Source organism: Halomonas sp. 72 (assembly GCF_052379785.1).
Lineage (GTDB): Bacteria > Pseudomonadota > Gammaproteobacteria > Pseudomonadales > Halomonadaceae > Vreelandella > Vreelandella citrativorans.
On sequence record NZ_JBQSYY010000007.1, the window covers coordinates 90,375 to 109,806 of the forward strand.

The following is a 19,432-nucleotide window of genomic DNA, read 5'->3' on the forward strand; positions in this document are numbered from 1 at the left end:
CCCCATGTGTTGACGTATTTTCAGGAGGTGCCATGTTTCGCCAGCTAACCCCGTTGCAACCCAGCGAGCACGCGTCGCTGCGCTATACCCCCAGCCAGCCGTTTGATTTTGCCCGCGAGCAAATGCTGATTCCGCTGGTCGCGGCCGAAGCCGGGCGCGTTGCCCGTGAAATGCCCATCGTGTTCCCGCAAAGCGGCGGCTTGCCCCAGGCGCTGGTAGGGGTGAATCAGGGTGAAAACCTGCACGTCAAAAAGGGCACCGACCAGTGGATAGGGCGCTATATTCCCGCCCATATCCGCCGTTACCCCTTCATGCTAGCCAAGGTGCCGGGTGAAGAGGGCAGCGAAAGCCGCTACGTCATTCAGTTCGACGCTGCCGCACGCCACTTCGAGCGCCCGGATGGCAAGGCGCTACTGAACGAACAAGGCGAGGCGACCGACACACTGCTGCACATTCAAAAAGTGCTCACCAACCTGGAGCGCGAAAACCACCGCACCTTGGCGCTGGTTGCCGAGCTTGACGCTGCCGGGTTGCTAGCCGCACGTGAAATTCACGTGGGCGAAGAAGGCAAGGGCGGCAAGCGCTTGGCCGGTATCCGCTTGGTGGATGAAAAAGCCCTGGCGAAACTGGACTCGGACACCCTGGCCAAGCTGCGCACCAGCGGTGCCTTGGCGCTGGTATACGCACACCTGCTTTCGCTAAACAACCTGCGCGATGGCCTGCTGGCCCGGATGACCCGCGCCGACCACGCCGAAAGCGCTGCCGGTGAGCCGCCCATGTCGTTAGATGAGCTGTTTGAAGAAGGCGATGACGACTTCTCTTTCGACTTTGACAGCTAAGCGTCATCAGGTTTTATGTTCGCACAAGGGCTCGTTAGAGCCCTTTTTAGTGGGCGTGCTAAGGCACGTAACGGTTAACAACGTGCGCAATACCGGTACGTGTAAAACAACTTTTACCCAAAGACCCGAATTGAGTAGAATACGGCACCCTATTGATGGCGATGTGAGCGCACTTTGATGTCTGAATTACCCAAAAGCGTCGTAATAGGAGGCCGTCGATACCCCACGTGGGCGTTGAGCGTGCGAGCGCGAGAAAGCCTTGTGAACCTCAATCGCGTCGACCAACATATTGCGCAGCTACGCCAGCGGTTGGCACTTTATTCAACGGCACGAGACGAGTGCAAGCAACAGTTGCTCAAGGGCTTACCAGACAAACCGCAAGCGTCGCCAGCGCCACGCTATTACTGGCACATGGCATCCCAGGAGTGGGCGCAAGCCAATTGGCCAGTGCAGGCGTCAACGCTTGAGTTACATGGCCTGAAGGCTGCGAGTCATTACCGTGAAGGTGACTGCGCCTTGGTATATGTCAAAGGGTATGGCGTGGTGGGTTGGGGTGACGTGGAGGCTGGCGTAGAGGCTACGCCGGGGCGGCTCACTTGGCGCTTTAAAGTGGCCAGGTTGGAAGACGCCTTGCCTGCCAACACGCTTAAAAATTTCTCAGTACGTCACCCTAATCGGGTATCTCAACGGCTGCCTTCCTCAGCAGATGTCACGCGCTTATTGCACGCATTGGAATCAAGGCCGCCAGCCGCACTGAAGGCGGCTAAATGAAGGCGCGACTTCGACATTTGATGCGACACCTGTAATAATTAGCACTTCTTTTTTTGGTCATTCCAAGGAGCCTTTCATGGCACAGGAAAAAGCACAGACAGTTACAATTGACGGCAATGAATATAACGTTGCTGATTTATCTGAAAACGCACGCAATCAGGTCATTAATTTACGTGTAACGGATCAGGAAATTCAGCGCTTAAACCATCAGTTAGCGATTGCTCAAACAGCACGCACGGCTTATGCGAATGCGCTGAAGGCTGAGCTGCCTGAGAAAAAAACGCACTAAAGGTGAGTGCGCTTGTAAAGAAGAAGCAGCAGAATTGATGTGAGCACGGCTTTTTAGCCGTGCTTTTTATGGTGAGATAAATGGAATGTTATAACCTTGCTGGATTGGTGGCGCCCACGAGGTACTTCATTGACACAGCCACAAGAACTAAGCTATAGCTGAATCAGCTGTTGGTTAAGCGACGATACGCAAGCACGGCGTTGAGTGAGCGGTACGCAGAGACTGCCCTTTAAGTAGCGTTGTGGCTGACAGGCGACAGGGAACGTAATGGATGATGTCAGGAGACAAAAATGCTAACGCCATCACAGCAGTTGCAATCGTACTATTTGGCAATGTTTGGCCGGGCCGCCGATCCAGAAGGGTTTGCTTACTGGTTCGATAAGCTCACTACCGATACGTTAACGCTTGAAGGCATCGCCGAGCAGATGCTGCAGTCCGAAGAGTTTGCTTCACAGCGTGAAGTACTTGCTCAACTTGAGGATAACGGCTGGGTCAACGAGGTATACCAGCGCTTGTTCGCACGTGAAGCAGAAGCTGAAGGGGTGTCCTATTGGTCTGAACAGGCTCAAAATGGCCACTCTCCCCAAGCGATTTTGCTTGATATGATGAGCGCTGTGCAAGACACCGATGCCGAGGCATTAAACGCCTACGCCTCGGTGGCAGAGTTCTACTCCTCAAGCGTTTCAAGTGAAGACTACGACCCCCAGCAAACGTTAGTCCAGGAAGGTTTCAGGTCAAACCAGCAGCTTTATCAGGACCTGGAAGCGTTGGCGGCAACGTACGATACGTTAAGCTTGGCGCAGGCAGGCGAGTCAGTAGAGGGGCGTCCGTTATATAGCGCAACGGTAGGCGAGGGCTCGCATAAATTAATGGTTGTGACCCAGCAGCACGGTGACGAGCCAGTGGGAACGGAGTCGGCGATGCATCTGCTAGAGTGGATGAGTGGCGACAGTGAGGCAGCGCAATCGTTGCGAGAGCAGGTCACATTGACCGTTATGCCCAGGGTTAATCCCGACGGGTTTGAGCGTTGGGAGCAGTTGGTTGCTGGTAACAGCGACCCAGAGACAACCCTGGACCCGCGTCGTAACTCAGCGGATATTGATCTCAACCGTACCTGGGATTCGGATGAAGCTATTGACCCAGCGTTAATTCCTGAAACCCTGGCCGTACGCAACGTACTGGAAGCGTTTCAGCCGGACTTGATTCTTGATTATCACAACCAGAATAACTACCTCAATGAGACGGGCGAGCTGGAGACAATGTCGATTCTGTGGCCAACCAATGACGGTGTCGAGCCTGCTGTCACGGCCACCGCCCAGCAGGCGGCTATAGCACTTTCCCAGGGCGTTGAACTGTTCGATTACGGCTATCTCTCTTTATTTCCTGGCGGCGATGCGGCGAATATAGGCCGTAATGGCATAGCGATGGATGGTACGCCTGCGCTTTTAATAGAACAGCGTGGACTTGAAGAGTTTGAGCTAAAAGCGCTGGAAGGGTTAGCGCTTGATTTTGATGCCGTAGCAAGCGCGTTAACCCTTGAGGGGGTGCTGAGCATGGTCGGCGTCATGCAGGCGCTTGGTAAGGATGGTTTTGAAACCATTGACCCAGAGCTAGCGTTATTGCTCCCAGAGCGGGGTGAGCGCACACCCTTTGATGAGCTTTATGCCGAAGAGGTCGAGGAGGGAATTGATGCCGCTGTTGCCAATAACATGCAAAACATGCTCGACCTTGACGCAGTGCCAGTGACCGGCGTTGCTGAGCCGCTATCATCGGAATTTCTAGCCGCATAACAGGTGTTGTAGCTTCTAGCTGACTGAAACGCCCTCATTGAAGAGTGAGGGCGTTTTTCATTGTGCGCCAGGCATGGCGCGTATATGCGCACTGGCCCAGCTTCTGCCGGAGAGTTACCCAACAAGGAGGCATTAGATGGGGCTTGGGCAATATGGGCGCCTCCGAGCCCTCTTGGGGAGTTGTGCTACTATCTTCGCTGTTTATTGTCTGGCTGGAAGCGTTAAATGGTCGTTACAAAGCCTCTGTACCAAGTGACAAGTGGCATCGTGTTTTTAATGGGCGCTTTGGCGCTAATTGTGCCCTCGGGCTATTCAATTGGCCCTGCAATGCTATTGTTGCTCAGCGGGCTACTGTTGGTTAAGCCTCTGCCATATAAGCTTGCGCGGCGAGACCTATGGGTGATAGCGGCATTGAGTGGTTATGGCCTTGTCGTGGGCATGTTTTCTCTGCTTGAGCTGAGCACGCGCGAGCTTGACCGCCCGGTGCGTTTTTTATTGGCGGTCCCCGTATTGCTGTTGATTCTACGTGTACCTCCGCGCTTGTCGTGGCTATGGTCGGGTATTGCAGTCGGTGCAATGGGCGCCGGGGCATTGGCTGCTTGGCAAAAATTCATTGAAGGCGTTGGGCGGGCGGATGGGTTTCTGCATCCCATACAGTTTGGCAATCTAAGTATGCTATTGGGAGTGCTATGCCTGGCAGGCCTGGGCTGGGCTGCTGTGCAGCGCTTTCGTTATACATGGATGGCGCTCTTATTAACCGGCGCGCTTTGCGGCATGTTGGGGTCGTTATTTTCGGGTAGCCGAGGAGGGTGGGTCGGCTTGCCCATTATCGGCCTGGTGCTGTACCGCAGCTATGGCCACTGTTTTTCTGTGCGCGTTAAACTCAGCATGGCCGGTTTTGTAACACTGCTTCTTGCAACGCTTTATATGTTGCCTGAGGCCGGTTTGCAGAAGCGAGTACACGAGGCTGTCAGTGATATCAGCAGTTATGTCACGGGAGAAGAAAGGGATACCTCGCTTGGGCTTCGTTTTGAAATGTGGCAAGGGGCAGCGCAGTTGATCGCAGAGCGTCCTTTATTAGGCTGGGGGGAGGCCGGGTATCAGGCTGCTATGCACAAACTGAGCGAGGAAGGTGATATTTCATTAGCTGCTTCTACGTTTGATCATGCGCACAATGACCTTATTGATGCGTTTGCTAAGCGTGGGGTATTCGGGGTGGCCGCATTACTATGTCTGTATTTAGTGCCACTGCGCATGTTTGCCTCCGGTTTGCAGCATTCCAACCTTGAAATTCGGGCGTTGGCCGTAGCGGGCACGTTATTGTCCGTTGCTTATATAGATTTTGGCCTCTCACAAACGTTCTTTGCGCATAACAGTGGCGCCATGTTCTATGCGTTCTGGCTCGCTGTGCTATGGGGTGTCTATAGCGCACAAAATCGGGCAACCCGTGATGAACGGTATTCATGCAGTACCTGACGCGGATGCGATGAAAGTCACCTCAGGCTGCGTTATGATAGCAGTCTGATTTCTTTCATGAACGATCCTTATCTACGAGGTTTCCCGCCAATGTTCAGCCGCGATATGACAATTGCCGGATTTGATGATGCGCTGTTTGACGCCATGCAGAAAGAAGTGGCCCGCCAAGAAGCGCACATTGAGTTAATTGCTTCCGAAAACTACGCAAGCCCCCGCGTAATGGAAGCGCAAGGCAGCCAGCTGACCAACAAATACGCTGAAGGTTATCCGGGCAAGCGCTACTATGGCGGCTGCGAGTTTGTCGATATCGCTGAAAACCTCGCGATTGACTACGCAAAAGAGCTGTTTGGCGCCACCTATGTGAACGTTCAGCCGCACTCCGGCTCCCAGGCCAACAGCGCGGTATTTTTAGCGCTGGTTAAGCCGGGCGACACCATTTTAGGCATGAGCCTGGACGCAGGCGGTCACTTGACCCACGGTGCCAAGCCTAGCTTTTCTGGCAAGCAGTACAATGCGGTTCAGTACGGCTTAAACGAGCAAGGCCTGATCGATTATGATCAAGTCGCTGAGCTTGCCCGCGAGCACAAGCCGAAAATGATCATTGCCGGTTTCTCTGCCTACTCACAAATTGTCGATTGGGCCAAATTCCGCGAAATCGCTGACGAAGTGGGCGCTTACCTACTAGTCGACATGGCCCACGTGGCGGGTCTGGTCGCGGCAGGCGTTTACCCAAGCCCCTTGCCTCATGCCCACGTGGTTACCTCAACGACACACAAAACGCTGCGTGGTCCGCGTAGTGGCGTGATTCTGTCAGCTGAAAACGATGCCGATATTGAGAAAAAGCTGCAGTCTGCCGTATTCCCCGGCGGTCAGGGCGGCCCGTTAATGCACGCGATTGCGGCAAAAGCGGTTTGCTTCAAAGAAGCCATGTCGCCTGAGTTTAAAGCCTACCAGCAGCAGGTCGTTAAAAATGCCAAGGTAATGGCCGGTGTGTTTATGGAGCGCGGCTTTGATATCGTTTCCGGCGGTACCGAAGACCACCTATTCCTGCTCTCATTAATCAAGCAGGGCGTGACCGGTAAAGATGCTGATGCGGCACTAGGCCGTGCCCATATCACTGTTAACAAAAACGCCGTGCCTAACGACCCGCAAAGCCCGTTTGTTACCTCAGGCCTGCGTATCGGTACGCCAGCGGTGACGACACGTGGTTTCGGTGAAGAAGAGTGCCGTCAGCTTGCTGGCTGGATCAGTGACATCCTGGATGTACTGGCCAAAGGCGAAGACACCAGCGCCGTTGAAGCACAAGTGGCAGAGAAAGTGGCAGAAGTATGTGGCCGCTTCCCGGTTTATAAGTAACGTTGTGATAAGTGGGTGTGAGAAGTGCCAGGTTAGTCCGTAAGGCTCACCAATTCACGCCATGCTTGAAAAAAGGCCTGCACGTTAAATCGTGTAGGCCTTTTGGTTTTAGCGACGCGTAAAAGTAAAATGATGCCTGATTACTCAGGGCGAGGGATAAACGACGCCATCGCTTCGAGAATTTGATCAACGTCAGGGATGCGCCCATCCTGGTTAAATAAACACTTATGCTGTGGCTCGTACCTGGGCCAATAGCGGTAAGGCAGCGTCGAATAAAAAATGCCCAAGGTGGGCGTGTGCGTGGCCAGTGCCAGGTTTCTTACGCCCGTATCGCCGCAAACAAGTAAATCTGCTTGGGCCATGGTGTGCGTCAGCTCATCCAGGGGGAGTTTGTGCTGGATCGTAATGTTGGCGTGCTGCGCGGCCTCGGCGAGCAGGAAATCCCCTTTTTCACTCTCGTTGGCCCCTTCCAGCAAAATATGCTGATAATCAGGAAACTGTGAGGCAGCGCGTAACATAAGCGCCTTCCATACGTCCTGTGGAACAGATTTATTGGTTCCAGACGCGAAGGGGAAATAGTAAATAGCGCGAGCGCTCTCGCTTGGGGAGTGAGCGGGCAGCGCAAAATCGAGCGGGTACGAGGGCTGGTTGCCGAATACGCTTAAGAAGTCGAGTAAGACCTCGGCTTCGTAATGGTAGTTTGAGCGGGGCAGGGTAACGTCATACAGCCAGCGGTTGTACCAGGGGCGATATGGAAACCCCATTTTTAAATGCGCACTGCTCAATAGTGTGAGTGCCCTTGAGCGAGAGGTATCCGCAAGGTCAAACACAATATCGAACTTACCAAGCGTTGTAAGCGATGTGTACTGTTCTTGAATGCCGGTTGATGTGTCATGGATGAAAATGTCATCGACCAGGTCTTCAGGCACGGCATAGCGGTATTTGCGGGTGGTTGCCAGCGTCACGTGCGCGTTAGGAAAGGTCCTTTTTAATTCAACCAGGAAGGGACGGGCCGCCATATAGTCGCCGAAAGCACATTGGCGTATCACTAAAACACGCTGGATATCCTCATGGCGTGTTTGGTTGGCCCACTGTAGTGATTTCTTCTTGAAATAACCTGACTTATCTTTCCATATCTTCATACTGCAGGGCCTGATAATAACGATTAAAACGACATTGCCGGTGAAGCATACAGGGCAGTTGGGCAGGTGGCCCATAGTGAGTGTTCACTATGGGCGCGTTTACCAACCCCCTTGGCCTTCCAGCAAGCTACGCATGTTATTATCCAGCTTTACTTGAAAGTCTGCACTGCCCAATACCATGGCATCGCTTGAACGTACGACACGTGTGCTTACGTAGAGATAATCCTGCCCTTGGGCATAGGTGCCCATCAAAATAGAGCGTGCATTATATTGTGAGCTTAAGCTCTGTACCTCGCGAGAAAGGATCAACTCGCCCACTTTCTCCTCAATAAACATGCTGTGGCGCATTTTGACTTCACGCACCTGCATGCCTTGCTGCGCAAGGGCCGAGGCCATGATTTCCGAGCTGATACGCCCAAACGTGGAGGATTGCGTGAGGTTGTCGATGTTGACAAAGGTCGCGGCAATCATGGGGTTGTAGCGCGTGATATCCGGGTTGCCAGCCACCATCTGTTGAGCGGCTTTATGCGCCAGTTCAGAGAGGTCGGGCTCTGGCGGGCGCGTGTTAGCACTGTTCGTGGCACAACCTGCTATGAAAAGCAGCAAAAGGCCCATCAATAACAGGCGGCTAGTCGCTAGAAACGTGTGCGGATGCGGTGATGTCGACGGTATGAAATGCATGGCGTTACCAGGTACCTGTTACCGGGATAGAGGGGACAGCCGGTGCTTGCGGAACGCGATGCGGCGCATATTGGCGGCGGTCGCCTGCATTGATGTAATAGATATTCGATGAGGAGTAAAGAATACGCTCATCGTCGGTTATCTGAATGGTGATAATCACCTCTTCATTGCCTGTAGAGGTCCAGCTACCGCTAACGGCGTCGGCAGCAATCCCGGCGGGTATTAATCCAAGCGCGGGTTCTGTCCAGTGGTTATACGGAATAGTCGCGACCGCAATGCCTGCTGTTAGCGCTGTAAAGGTACCGACTGGCGGGCGAATAAAGCCCCGGTCTCGGTGTTCAACTACTTCCACGCCGATATGGACGTCGGCGGTGTTGGCCGTTGGCAGCGTAGTGAGGTTGGCGCCACGCGAAACGAGCTCGCTGGTCAGTAGCGTGCGGAAACCGCGTTCAAATTCGCCGCCGCTATACGTGCTCAGGCCTTGGTGGTCAGGCTCGGTAATATATAAATCCCGAAAACGCACGCGCTCACGCTGTAGAATGCGGTTGGTTTCATAGCGCGCCAGTACTTCCCAGTGGTGAGCGGCCTGCATACGTTGCTGCTCAGTATAGGGATAGGTGGTGGCGATGGGGGCCTGCGAGGTGTTGGCATAGAAGCAGCCGCTTAGCAGTAAGCTTGCAAACCCTGCACAGGCAATACGGAATAATGGGGGCGTTAGTAAATGGCTTAAGCAGCTCTGCACCAGAGGTTCCTTATCGTGTCATAGGGTCTTTGATAGACTTGTCTAGTTTTACCATGCTTGGTAACCATCGGCCACGGGATTGAAAACTTGAATGAGCGATAACACGCATGCTTGAAGACCATCGCGGCGGCTCGCGCCATGATACGCTAATGTCCGCCTATCCTGCCGATGAAAGTGGTAGCGGATGGATGATTAGCTACATCGATATTATGACGCTGCTGGTGGCGCTATTTGTCATTATTGTGGCGGCAGCGGGTGCCAAGGCACCTGAACTGTTTCAAGCATCCTCAGAAGAGGCGGCTCAAACGTCAGACCTTGCACTTGACATACCGCTTCCAGAGCCAATAGAAGATGCACGGCAGCAGCGCACTATTGAGGTGTGGCGGCGAGGGCTGGACCCTTACGCGCTGAGCGCGGCACTTGGCGTTGCCGGGTTGCCCAATCGTATTGCTGAACCTGAGACTACACCCGAAGCGCCGCCGCCACTGCTGGCACTTGCCCCTGTGGAGGTTATACCGCCTGAAGAGGTTGCTGAACCGTTAGCGTGGATGCCTCCTGTAGAGCTGCCCACGCTGTTAATGCGCAGGGATGATGAGGCATTAGCGACGCCCTTGGCCGATTATATGGTGCTACTGACAGACCACCCCCCGGTGAATGTTCAGGAAGTATCCATGGATGCGATCAATAGTGCCCAGGTACTTCAGGCCTCCCTGGTCGAGCGTGTTGATGTCTCCCCCTATTTGCCCGACCTGGAAGGTGTTGAGGTTTCCCGGGTGGCGGAGGGGATTAGTTTACGCGTTCAGGATCAACTGCTGTTCCCTTCCGCTGAGGCACAGCTCACCAGTGGAGGAAGCTCACTGGTCGGCAGCCTGCTGGAAACCATTCAGCGATACGAAGGGGAGGTGTGGGTAGAGGGTCACTCAGACAGCCAGAGTATTAGCACCGAGGAGTTTTCTTCAAACTGGGCACTCTCCAGTGCACGGGCCATTGCCATTGTCGAAGCACTAGAAGCGGAAGGCGTCGCGCCTGAGCGCCTAAGAGCGGTTGGGCTCGCCGCTACTCAGCCACTTGAAGATAACAGTACGCCAGAAGGTCGGTCACGCAATCGACGCGTCGAAGTCGTCATTCATATTGAGTAAAAAAGCCCGCCGGGGTGGGCGGGCAAAAGAGCTTGGCTCGAAGTAGCTCGCTAGCCTCAGGGGAGGGGGGATTGCTAGCGAGTACAATTTAAGTATAGTTGCAGTGTAGGTTTTTCCAAGCGTTTAAAGTCGGCTTAAACGTTTTGACAAGGCTCACGTTTTATAACCTTGCATGAATTGGTTTTCTTAATATTTGCCTAGCCCAAAAGGCCTGATAAGCATTGTGGGAGCAGGCTTTAGCCAGCGATGGGTTTGGTTCAACCCCGGGAGGCCGGAGGCCTCCTTCGCCGATGTGTCGGACCACCAGTGGAACTGGGCTCCCACAATGTTTGCCTGGCCTTGAGGCTTGATGAGCATTGTGGGAGCTTTAGCCAGCAAATGGGGCTTGTGTGCTTGTTAGTGGTATTGCGGGAGGGCTGCTTGCGCTTCTTCGCCGTTTTGATCTACACGGAAGTGGGCAACTTTCTGACGCAGTTGAGTACTAAGCTGCGCTAACCTTTGGGTGGTATGAGTACTCTGTTGCACCAGCCCGGCGTTTTGTTGGGTCATCTGGTCCATCTGGGTCACGGCCAGGTTGACCTGCTCAATACCGCTGCTCTGTTCACTGGTGGCGGCGGATATCTCCTGTACCAGCGTGCTGAGCTGTTGGATATCGGTGACCACGCTATTGATAATGTCACCGGTATTGCGGACTTGCTGGCTGCCTTCGGCGACTTTAGCGCCGGAGTTTTCAATCAGCTTTTTGATTTCCTGAGCGGCCGATGCTGAACGGCTGGCAAGCTGGCGTACCTCATTGGCGACCACCGCAAAGCCACGGCCCTGTTCGCCTGCGCGTGCTGCTTCCACCGAGGCATTCAGTGCCAAGATATTGGTCTGAAACGCGATGGCATCAATGGTGTTCACGATACTGCTCATTTCCGCCGAGCTTTCATTAATCGTGGCCATGGTACTGACCACCGTGGTCATTGCGTCGCTGCCGCGCTGGGCATTATTCGCCGTGTTCGTGGCCAATTGGCGGGCATGCTCGGCATGGTCAGCATTCTGTTTCACAGTGGCGGTGAGCTCTTCCATGCTGGAGGCTGTTTCGGCAAGGGAGGCAGCCTGCTGTTCGGTGCGGGTTGAAAGCTCTTCGTTAACGCCCACAATTTGCTCAACGCCACTGTTGACCTGGTCGGCACCGTGATGAATATCGCCAATCGTTCCGGCTAACGTCTGCCGCATACGATTAATATCATAAAGCAGGCTTGCTTGGTCACGGCTGGAAAGCTGGGTACTACGGGTAAGGTCGCCATCCGCAATATAACGCACCACCGTTGCCGCATAACGCGGGTCTCCGCCCAGGCGGCGAGAAACATCACGAATGACCCAGCCCATCAGCAGAGTGGCCGGCAAGCCGATGATTAACAGCATGATGATGGAATGCAGCAAGTTGGCAATGAATGCTTCGTTAATATCATCCACATAAACGCCGGTTGCCAGTGACCACTCCCACTCAGGCAGGTAGGCCACATAGCTGATTTTAGGTAGCTGCTCGTCGCCATTGGCACGGCGAGCATGGTAGCCAACGTGGCCGCCTCCCGCTTGCGCTGTGCGAAGCAGTTCGGGATACAGCAGCATGCCGCCGGCATCTTCATAGCGGCTCATATCATCGCCAGGTGTTCGGCTAGGGTGGGAGATGACAATTAAATCGTCATTGAAAGAGAAAATATATTCATCAGCGCCAAAGCTCACACTGGACATATTATCGATAGCGCGTTGTTGCGCTTCTTCAAGGCTCAGTTCGCCAGCGGCGACCCTTTCTTGTAACACTTCAATCTGGTTATGCACGCTTTCGACGATGTATTGAATGCTGTCGCGGCGTTCGCTTTCGATCGTTTGGCGATTCTCCCAAGCAAGCCAGCCCACCAGCAGCAGCATGGTGATCCAGATGATGCCCAGCGTTCCCCAGAGTTTTTGTGTTGTTGTTATTTGCATTATTATTTTCCTATCACAGCTAAGTAAGTAGGTAAGTAACGAACACTATACTGTATCGGCCTAATGCTCTGTTACTTAAGGCGAACTAAATAAAATTCGCTATAAGCGCGCTGAAAAGGCGGCGGCATACAATCAAAAACGCCCCCGTGGCCAAAAAAGCCAAGGGGGCGTTTTTCTGCTGCTAGCCTGGTTTAAAAATCGCTATCGTCGTGTGTAACGCGTGACGTTGATGAGCGTGATGGTAGGGGGGTTAGGGGCGACTGGTGATCCACTCGGAAGTGAGACACACGCTCGCGCAGTTGGGTACTAAGCTGCGCAAGCATCTGGGTCGCGTGATTGCTCTCTTGCACCAGCCCGGCGTTTTGTTGGGTCATCTGGTCCATCTGGGTCACGGCCAGGTTGACCTGCTCAATGCCGCTGCTCTGCTCACTGGTGGCGGCGGATATCTCCTGTACCAGCGTACTGAGCTGTTGGATGTCGGTGACCGCGCTATTGATAATGTCACCGGTATTGCGGACTTGCTGGCTGCCTTCGGCAACTTTAGCGCCGGAGTTTTCAATCAGCTTTTTGATTTCCTGAGCGGCCGATGCTGAGCGGCTGGCAAGCTGACGTACCTCATTGGCGACCACTGCAAAGCCACGGCCCTGTTCGCCTGCACGTGCCGCTTCCACCGAGGCATTCAGTGCCAAAATATTGGTTTGAAACGCGATAGCATCAATGGTGTTCACGATACTGCTCATTTCTGCCGAGCTTTCGTTAATCGTGGCCATGGTACTGACTACCGTGGCCATTGCATCACTGCCGCGCTGCGCATTATTCGCCGTGTTTGTAGCCAGTTTGCGGGCATGCTCGGCATGGTCAGCATTCTGTTTCACAGTGGCCGTGAGCTCTTCCATGCTGGAGGCTGTTTCGGCAAGGGAGGCTGCCTGCTGTTCGGTACGCGTTGAAAGCTCTTCGTTAACGCCCACAATTTGCTCAACACCACTGTTGACCTGGTCGGCACCGTGATGAATATTGCCAATCGTTTCGGCCAATGATTCCCGCATACGGTTAATATTATAAAGCAGGCTCGCTTGGTCACGGCTGGAAAGCTGGGTACTACGGGTAAGGTCGCCATCCGCAATATAACGCACCACCGTTGCCGCGTAGCGCGGGTCGCCGCCCAAGCGGCGAGAAACATCACGAATCACCCAGCTCATCAGCACCGCAACAGGAATGCCAATAATTAACAGCGCAATCAGCGAGCGAATGATACTGCTAACAAAAGCAGTTCTAATATCATCTACATACACACCTGCGCCAAAGGCCCAGTTCCATTCGGGAATATAGGCAAAATAACTGATTTTAGGGAACTGTTCGTCACCGGAGATTCGGCGCGAAAAGTAATCAACGTGCCCACCCCCTGAGCGTGCAGCTTCAAGAAACGCGGCGTACAAATGCATGCCTTGCGTGTCTTGGTAACCACTCATGTCCTCGCCAAGCGGTCGATTTGGATGTGATACGATCTTTAGTTGGTCGTCAAAGGCAAACAGGTACTCCCCTTCAGCGAAGCTGGCGTTTGCTAGACTGTCAATGCCACGTTGCTGCGCTTCGGCGAGAGTGAGTTCGCCGCTGACTACCTTGTCTTGAAGTGCCCCTAGCTGCGAGTGAAGACTTTCAACGACGTTTTGAATAGTGTTACGACGTTCCTGCTCAATGGTTTGACGAGTCTCCCAGGTTAGCCAGCCAACCAGCGTTAGCATGGCAAGGCAAATAATTCCCAGGATGCTCCAGAGTTTTTGATTTGTGGTTAATCGTGTCATGGTGTTCTTATCATAGCCTTTCAAATAATGATTGAAGCTTGTATATCGGCCGAATTGGCGATGTATTTAAGAGAAAGGCCATTTAATTTTTCTAGAGGGGGGCACAAACGAAATGCCTGCGGTGCAGGCATTTTTAAAACAGCATGTTAGCTATTTTTATTAAGAAAAATTAATGTGTTATTGTGTTTCTGGCGCAGGGCTGCCCATCAGTTCGATCAACTGTGCTTCCTCCGGCATTCCTTGAATGCGATCAATGCGCACAACGCCGTTGGCTACTTCACGCTGAAAAGCGCTGGTGGGTGTTGCGTAAAGCCCTAATGCGTCAAACAGCTGGTTATTCGTGTACACCTGCTCTTCAATATCACGGGGTTGTGCGCTGGCTGTTATTGCTTCCCCCTCTTCATGACGCTTGAGGGCTGCACTTGGGTCATCAGCCGCCAGCAGCGTTGCGGCTTTGGCAGGGCTGTCAGGCGCTAAAATACCCACCATGATATGGCGTAACTGTACCTCGCCTGCCTCTACCCACGGGCGGGTTTTCTTCCAAAATGCCTGACAGTAGGGGCAGTTGGCATCAGTGAAGGTATATATCACCCTGGGGGCTTCGGTGCTGCCATCCTGTATCCAGTGACTATCTTCGAGTAGTTGCCATGTTTCGGCTTCCAACACTGCGCGGACATGCTGGTCCAACTGGGCTTCCGTCAGGTTCTCGCCCTGGCGATCCGTTAGCGTGCCGACAATCGCGTGCTCACCATCTGGTGTTAAATAAATGGCTATTTCCTGGCCCTGGGCGCTCGCACCGAAACCGCTTAGTCCTCCTGGTGCTTCAAACTGGCCATGAATTTCCCAGCCCTGGTCGGCCAATGCCTGCACCGGTGCAGGTAACTCGTTAGCTTGGCTGATATTGAAGCCTGCTAACAGTATCAAGCCGCTGAGCGCGGCAGGCAGCGTGAGCGCAGAGCCTTGGAAGGCAGGAAGTTTAAACGCAAACAATGTAAAAGCAGGGCGTTTTTTAATAGAGTACTTAATAGAGTAGTTTGATGTGCCAAACGTAAGCGGCATTACAACATCCTTGCGTAAGAACCAGAATAAGGTGACTAACTTATCAGAGCTTGCTCTGGTGGCATACCTTAACCCCCCGTGAACGTGTTGATAGAAGAAAAGGCAAACGCAGGTATTGAACCAATGCAGCGTGTGTGTCAAATCGTTACAATGGCGGGCTAGACACTGCTGTTATTGCATCATGGTCCGCGCTTACACGCTGCAGGCATAATGTTTGGGGCGATTGATGAACGAAAACGCGTTTGAGAACAGTCTTGAAAAAAGTCTGAAAAACAGTGAGTGATAACAGGTTGTAACATGCTTACTCGTGCGGCTTACAGCACGGACTGACAACAGGTTGACCGCTATGCATTGCCCTTTTTGTGGTGCTAATGATACTCGAGTGAGCGATTCGCGCTTGGTAGCGGATGGTGATCAGGTGCGTCGGCGCCGACAGTGTGCCAGTTGCCAGGAGCGCTTTACTACCTATGAAACGGCAGAGCTTTTGATGCCAAGGGTAGTAAAATCGGATGGCTCGCGCGAAAGCTTTAATGAAGTAAAGCTACGTGACGGAATGTTGCGCGCCTTAGAGAAGCGACCGGTCAGCGCTGAAGCCATTGAAGCGGCGGTTGAGCGTATTCGCCAAACCCTGCGCGCCCGAGGCGATCGTGAAATCAATGCGCGTGATATTGGTGAGTCCGTGATGCAGGCATTAAGCAACCTGGATCAGGTGGCGTATATCCGGTTTGCCTCGGTCTATCGTAAGTTCCAGGACATAGACGAGTTTCGCGCTGAAATTGATCGTCTCTCCCAAGCGCCCTCTTTGCCATCGGAGCGTGACAAGGAAGATACGTAATGAGCACCGTTGCCGCGTTTAGTGACGCTGACCACCGCTATATGGCGCGTGCCTTGCAATTAGCCAGGCAAGGGCTTTATACCACTGACCCTAACCCGCGCGTAGGTTGCGTCATTGTACAGCAGCCGTCTGGCCAGCCCGGGCATATTGTGGGGGAGGGTTTTCATGTACGGGCGGGCGAGCCGCATGCGGAAGTTCATGCGCTTAACGCTGCGGGTGAACAAGCCAAAGGGGCAACGGCTTACGTCACGCTGGAGCCTTGTTCCCATACAGGGCGGACAGGACCATGTGCGTTGGCGCTTAAAAATGCCCAGGTGGCACGTGTTGTGGTCGCCATGGTCGACCCTAATCCGCAAGTCAGTGGGCAAGGAGTTGAGCTACTAAAGGCGGCCGGTATCGATGTGCAAATCGGCTTGTTAGAGCAAGATGCACGGGCGTTAAATCCTGGTTTTATCGCTCGTATGCAGCGTAAACGGCCCTTTGTGCGTCTAAAAATGGCCATGAGCCTGGATGGGCGTACGGCGATGGGGTCGGGTGAATCGCAGTGGATAACGGGTCCTGAAGCGCGCAGTCATGTTCAGCGCCTACGTGCGCGTTCGAGCGCTATTTTGAGTGGCGTTGACTCGATTATCATGGATGATTCACGGTTGACGCTGCGGGCTGATCAACTGCAAGTAGAGTATGCTGATATCGTGGCGTTACGTCAGCCGCTGCGCGTTATTGTGGATACGCGTTTGCGCCTGCCTTTAGCGGCGGCCTGTTTAAGTGAGCCTGGCCGTACCTTGATAATGACCACGCCCGCACACTCGTCAGAAAAACGCACCAAGTTAACGGTGGCTGGCGCAGAGGTGCATGTGTTTGAGGCGGGGAGCGATGGGCGTCTTCCGCTGGGCGAATTGCTTGGTTGGCTGGCTGAAAACGAACAGGTCAACGAGCTGCTGGTGGAGACAGGCGCCACGTTAGCCGGGGCGCTGCTAGACGCCAGGTTGGTGGATGAGCTGCAGCTTTTTGTGGCGCCTACTTTATTGGGTGGTGAGGCAAAGCCGCTCTTTGCGCTACCTGGGCTCTCACAAATGGCGGATCAGCGGCGTTTAACCATTCATGATATACGAGCGATAGGGCGAGATTGGCGTATTATTGCCTCGCCAGAGCCCGACTAGCGCAGGCGGCGATAGCAAGGTACTCTGTCGCAATTAATCGTGTCGCAATTAATCGTGTCACAATTCAGAGGGTCGCTATCGGTCATTGATGGTTGCCCGCTTATTTGTCATCAACGTGGTGTCACGATGGTTACGTAGTGCGCAGCCCAAGTGTTGCGCAGCATCGCATACTCTGCGAACTCATATTTAGGAGCTTCCATGGCGCACTCTTCCTCGGGGGGCTTGGCCTCTATTGCTGAACTGATAGACGATATCCGCCAAGGCAAGATGGTGATCCTTATGGATGATGAGGGTCGCGAAAATGAAGGCGATATCATCATGGCGGCCGAAAAAGTTCAGGCCGAGCATATCAACTTTATGGCGCGGTTTGCCCGTGGCCTGATTTGTATGCCGATGACGCGCGAACGGTGCGAGCAGCTTAACCTGCCGTTGATGGTGCGCGACAATGGCTCAGGGTTTGGTACCAAGTTCACGCTCTCTATTGAAGCAACCCAGGGCGTGACCACGGGTATTTCTGCGGCAGACCGGGCGCGGACGGTTCAAGCGGCCTGTGCGCCTTATGCCAAACCGACCGACCTTGTTCAGCCGGGGCACATTTTTCCGTTAATGGCTGAGCCCGGCGGTGTGTTGCGTCGTGCAGGCCATACCGAGGCGGCCTGTGATTTGGCAGCGCTGGCGGGCTGTGACCCCAGCGGTGTAATTTGTGAAGTGATGAACGATGATGGCAGTATGGCGCGCCGCCCAGAGCTTGAGGCGTTTGCCCTACAGCATGGTATCAAAATCGGTACCATTGCCGACTTGATTCATTACCGTATTGTTCATGAGCAAACCGTTGACCATGTTGAAACATCAACGGTCATGACGTCCCAGGGCGAGCTGGCGCTGCATGTTTTCCGTGATCGTATTCAGGGCGCACATCATTTGGCGCTGGTGAAAGGGCAGCCCGCGCCCGAGCAGACCACGACCGTACGCGTTCATTTAGCCGATACGCTGCGTGACGTGCTTGGTTTGGCGAAAGATGATCAGGGGCGCTGGAACGCCCATCGCGCCCTGGAAGAGGTCGCGGGTTCTTCCGCCGGTGTACTGGTGCTTATTGATGATGGCCGCCCACATCAGGATTTGAAAGACCAGTTGGATGTGTTCTTGGATCGTGTGCGCACCCCGCGCACCAGTGAATCTGATGGCACAGGCAACTATTTAACGATTGGTACTGGCTCGCAGATTCTACGCCATCTAGGGGTAGGTAAGATGCGGCTACTAAGCTCACCGTGGAAATTTTCAGCGCTCTCGGGCTTCGACCTTGAAGTGGTCGAGCTTGTGGGGCCTGATGACATCACGTGTGAGCCAATTTCTCAGCAGGAATAAATTGATGCAATCCCTCTCTCAAGTAGAAGGCACGTTTGTCGACGTCGATGGTCGTTACGTTATTGTGGTTGGCCGGTTCAATCATCATGTGGTTGATAGCCTTGTGGAAGGCGCGATTGATAGTTTGACACGTCATGGCGTAGACGCCGAAAACATTCACCTTGTTCACGTGCCGGGCGCCTGGGAATTGCCGCTCGCTGTGAAGCGTGTTCTGAAAGTAATGAAACCTGATGCAGTGATTGCACTGGGCGCGGTTATTCGTGGCGGTACGCCGCACTTTGAGTACGTGGCGGGCGGCTGTAATACGGCTATCAACCATTTACAGCTGGAGTTTGATACACCGGTTGCCAATGGTGTTTTAACCGTTGAGTCCATCGAGCAGGCCATTGAGCGTGCGGGCACCAAAGCGGGTAATAAAGGAACGGAAGCTGCAATGGCGGCGATGGAGATGGTCTCACTGCTGCGCGCGTTACCGGCAGGAGAGTCACAATGAGCGAGCGCCGTGAGCGTAAGGCCTCTGCTGCCCAGCAGAGCCGCCATGCTGCCCGTGAGCTAGCCGTCCAAGGGCTTTACCAGTGGCAGATGACGGGTAAATCAATCACCGCCGTTGAAGCCGAGTTCCGCAGCCAGCTCGCCGATGACGACCTGGAAGACCATGAAAACTGGGTTAAGGTAATGGAGATTGCCGACAAGGCACTCTTTCATGAGCTTTTGCACAATACGGCACGCTATAAGACCGAGCTGGATCGCGAAATATCACCGTTGCTGGACCGCCGTCTGGAAGATCTGGATGCCGTCGAGCTGGCTATTCTACGCTTGGGTGCCTACGAGCTTTCTCGCCGTATGGAAGTACCGTATCGCGTGGTGATTAATGAAGGCGTTGAACTGGCTAAATCCTTTGGCGCAACCGACGGCCATAAATACGTAAACGGTATTCTCGACAAGCTGGCTAACCGCTTGCGAAGTGCCGAAGTCAGCGCCCGCCGTCTGTAACGGCGCGCCGTCTGGTACT

At 53.8% G+C, this 19,432-nt stretch carries 18 protein-coding genes; 12 read left to right on the plus strand and 6 right to left on the minus strand.

Going from position 1 to position 19,432, the window contains the following annotated elements:
* Window positions 1-32: 32 nt before the first annotated feature.
* From ACT3T6_RS09255 to glyA, 6 genes are all read left to right on the plus strand, one after another.
* A complete protein-coding gene (locus ACT3T6_RS09255; RefSeq protein WP_193055032.1) occupies window positions 33-839 on the plus strand; it encodes a SapC family protein in 807 nt (268 codons plus the stop codon).
* Between the two features lie 261 nt (window positions 840-1,100).
* Complete coding sequence (locus tag ACT3T6_RS09260; RefSeq protein ID WP_193055033.1) at window positions 1,101-1,610, plus strand: hypothetical protein; 510 nt, start codon at window positions 1,101-1,103, stop codon at window positions 1,608-1,610.
* A 76-nt stretch (window positions 1,611-1,686) separates the two neighbouring features.
* A complete protein-coding gene (locus ACT3T6_RS09265) occupies window positions 1,687-1,899 on the plus strand; it encodes a DUF6447 family protein (RefSeq protein WP_193055034.1) in 213 nt (70 codons plus the stop codon).
* Window positions 1,900-2,189: 290 nt separating this feature from the next.
* Complete coding sequence (locus tag ACT3T6_RS09270; protein ID WP_193055035.1) at window positions 2,190-3,689, plus strand: M14 family zinc carboxypeptidase; 1,500 nt, start codon at window positions 2,190-2,192, stop codon at window positions 3,687-3,689.
* Between the two features lie 225 nt (window positions 3,690-3,914).
* Window positions 3,915-5,165 (plus strand): O-antigen ligase family protein, encoded by a 1,251-nt coding sequence (locus ACT3T6_RS09275; protein WP_193055036.1) that lies wholly within the window; start codon window positions 3,915-3,917, stop codon window positions 5,163-5,165.
* 90 nt (window positions 5,166-5,255) lie between these two features.
* Entirely contained in the window at window positions 5,256-6,521 is a 1,266-nt protein-coding gene (glyA, locus tag ACT3T6_RS09280; RefSeq protein ID WP_193055063.1) for a serine hydroxymethyltransferase, read from the plus strand.
* Window positions 6,522-6,661: 140 nt separating this feature from the next.
* Here glyA and ACT3T6_RS09285 read toward each other — a convergent pair whose 3' ends face one another.
* The 3 genes from ACT3T6_RS09285 to ACT3T6_RS09295 form a co-directional block, all read right to left on the minus strand.
* Complete coding sequence (locus tag ACT3T6_RS09285; protein WP_193055037.1) at window positions 6,662-7,663, minus strand: glycosyltransferase family 9 protein; 1,002 nt, start codon at window positions 7,661-7,663, stop codon at window positions 6,662-6,664.
* 99 nt (window positions 7,664-7,762) lie between these two features.
* Complete coding sequence (locus tag ACT3T6_RS09290) at window positions 7,763-8,344, minus strand: FlgO family outer membrane protein (protein ID WP_193055038.1); 582 nt, start codon at window positions 8,342-8,344, stop codon at window positions 7,763-7,765.
* 4 nt (window positions 8,345-8,348) lie between these two features.
* On the minus strand, window positions 8,349-9,086 hold the full coding sequence (locus tag ACT3T6_RS09295; protein WP_319022152.1) for a hypothetical protein: 738 nt from the start codon (window positions 9,084-9,086) through the stop codon (window positions 8,349-8,351).
* Window positions 9,087-9,193: 107 nt separating this feature from the next.
* Between ACT3T6_RS09295 and ACT3T6_RS09300 the strand changes: the two genes are divergently transcribed.
* Window positions 9,194-10,225: an OmpA family protein gene (locus ACT3T6_RS09300; RefSeq protein ID WP_193055039.1), complete on the plus strand. Its 1,032-nt coding sequence runs from the start codon at window positions 9,194-9,196 to the stop codon at window positions 10,223-10,225.
* Between the two features lie 396 nt (window positions 10,226-10,621).
* On the opposite strand, the gene ACT3T6_RS09305 is transcribed toward ACT3T6_RS09300, so the two are convergent.
* From ACT3T6_RS09305 to dsbG, 3 genes are all read right to left on the minus strand, one after another.
* Window positions 10,622-12,202 (minus strand): methyl-accepting chemotaxis protein, encoded by a 1,581-nt coding sequence (locus ACT3T6_RS09305; RefSeq protein ID WP_193055065.1) that lies wholly within the window; start codon window positions 12,200-12,202, stop codon window positions 10,622-10,624.
* A 188-nt stretch (window positions 12,203-12,390) separates the two neighbouring features.
* Complete coding sequence (locus ACT3T6_RS09310) at window positions 12,391-14,001, minus strand: methyl-accepting chemotaxis protein (RefSeq protein ID WP_193055040.1); 1,611 nt, start codon at window positions 13,999-14,001, stop codon at window positions 12,391-12,393.
* A gap of 177 nt (window positions 14,002-14,178) precedes the next feature.
* Window positions 14,179-15,060: a thiol:disulfide interchange protein DsbG gene (dsbG, locus tag ACT3T6_RS09315; protein WP_193055041.1), complete on the minus strand. Its 882-nt coding sequence runs from the start codon at window positions 15,058-15,060 to the stop codon at window positions 14,179-14,181.
* 346 nt (window positions 15,061-15,406) lie between these two features.
* On the opposite strand from dsbG, the gene nrdR reads away from it, so the two are divergent.
* The 5 genes from nrdR to nusB all read left to right on the plus strand — a co-directional run bounded on the left by nrdR (window position 15,407) and on the right by nusB (window position 19,413).
* Window positions 15,407-15,895: a transcriptional regulator NrdR gene (nrdR, locus tag ACT3T6_RS09320; RefSeq protein WP_087105677.1), complete on the plus strand. Its 489-nt coding sequence runs from the start codon at window positions 15,407-15,409 to the stop codon at window positions 15,893-15,895.
* A complete protein-coding gene (gene ribD, locus ACT3T6_RS09325; protein ID WP_193055042.1) occupies window positions 15,895-17,055 on the plus strand; it encodes a bifunctional diaminohydroxyphosphoribosylaminopyrimidine deaminase/5-amino-6-(5-phosphoribosylamino)uracil reductase RibD in 1,161 nt (386 codons plus the stop codon). The genes nrdR and ribD overlap by 1 nt, the downstream gene beginning before the upstream one ends.
* A 198-nt stretch (window positions 17,056-17,253) precedes the next feature.
* Window positions 17,254-18,420, plus strand: a complete 1,167-nt coding sequence (ribBA, locus tag ACT3T6_RS09330; protein WP_193055043.1) for a bifunctional 3,4-dihydroxy-2-butanone-4-phosphate synthase/GTP cyclohydrolase II — start codon at window positions 17,254-17,256, stop codon at window positions 18,418-18,420.
* Between the two features lie 4 nt (window positions 18,421-18,424).
* Complete coding sequence (ribH, locus tag ACT3T6_RS09335; RefSeq protein WP_193055044.1) at window positions 18,425-18,913, plus strand: 6,7-dimethyl-8-ribityllumazine synthase; 489 nt, start codon at window positions 18,425-18,427, stop codon at window positions 18,911-18,913.
* The gene (gene nusB, locus ACT3T6_RS09340) at window positions 18,910-19,413 is read left to right on the plus strand and encodes a transcription antitermination factor NusB (protein ID WP_192527974.1); all 504 of its coding nucleotides are present in this window, start codon (window positions 18,910-18,912) and stop codon (window positions 19,411-19,413) included. Before ribH ends, nusB begins: the two co-directional genes overlap by 4 nt.
* Window positions 19,414-19,432: the final 19 nt, after the last annotated feature.

Excerpts from the sequence above, each read along its gene's own strand:
- ACT3T6_RS09255 (WP_193055032.1), top strand. The coding sequence starts at position 33 with ATGTTTCGCCAGCTAACCCCGTTGCAACCCAGCGAGCACGCGTCGCTG.
- ACT3T6_RS09265 (WP_193055034.1), top strand. The coding sequence starts at position 1,687 with ATGGCACAGGAAAAAGCACAGACAGTTACAATTGACGGCAATGAATAT.
- ACT3T6_RS09270 (WP_193055035.1), top strand. The coding sequence starts at position 2,190 with ATGCTAACGCCATCACAGCAGTTGCAATCGTACTATTTGGCAATGTTT.
- ACT3T6_RS09275 (WP_193055036.1), top strand. The coding sequence starts at position 3,915 with ATGGTCGTTACAAAGCCTCTGTACCAAGTGACAAGTGGCATCGTGTTT.
- glyA (WP_193055063.1), top strand. The coding sequence starts at position 5,256 with ATGTTCAGCCGCGATATGACAATTGCCGGATTTGATGATGCGCTGTTT.
- ACT3T6_RS09285 (WP_193055037.1), bottom strand. The coding sequence starts at position 7,663 with ATGAAGATATGGAAAGATAAGTCAGGTTATTTCAAGAAGAAATCACTA.
- ACT3T6_RS09290 (WP_193055038.1), bottom strand. The coding sequence starts at position 8,344 with ATGCATTTCATACCGTCGACATCACCGCATCCGCACACGTTTCTAGCG.
- ACT3T6_RS09300 (WP_193055039.1), top strand. The coding sequence starts at position 9,194 with ATGCTTGAAGACCATCGCGGCGGCTCGCGCCATGATACGCTAATGTCC.
- ACT3T6_RS09310 (WP_193055040.1), bottom strand. The coding sequence starts at position 14,001 with ATGACACGATTAACCACAAATCAAAAACTCTGGAGCATCCTGGGAATT.
- dsbG (WP_193055041.1), bottom strand. The coding sequence starts at position 15,060 with ATGCCGCTTACGTTTGGCACATCAAACTACTCTATTAAGTACTCTATT.
- nrdR (WP_087105677.1), top strand. The coding sequence starts at position 15,407 with ATGCATTGCCCTTTTTGTGGTGCTAATGATACTCGAGTGAGCGATTCG.
- ribD (WP_193055042.1), top strand. The coding sequence starts at position 15,895 with ATGAGCACCGTTGCCGCGTTTAGTGACGCTGACCACCGCTATATGGCG.
- ribBA (WP_193055043.1), top strand. The coding sequence starts at position 17,254 with ATGGCGCACTCTTCCTCGGGGGGCTTGGCCTCTATTGCTGAACTGATA.
- ribH (WP_193055044.1), top strand. The coding sequence starts at position 18,425 with ATGCAATCCCTCTCTCAAGTAGAAGGCACGTTTGTCGACGTCGATGGT.
- nusB (WP_192527974.1), top strand. The coding sequence starts at position 18,910 with ATGAGCGAGCGCCGTGAGCGTAAGGCCTCTGCTGCCCAGCAGAGCCGC.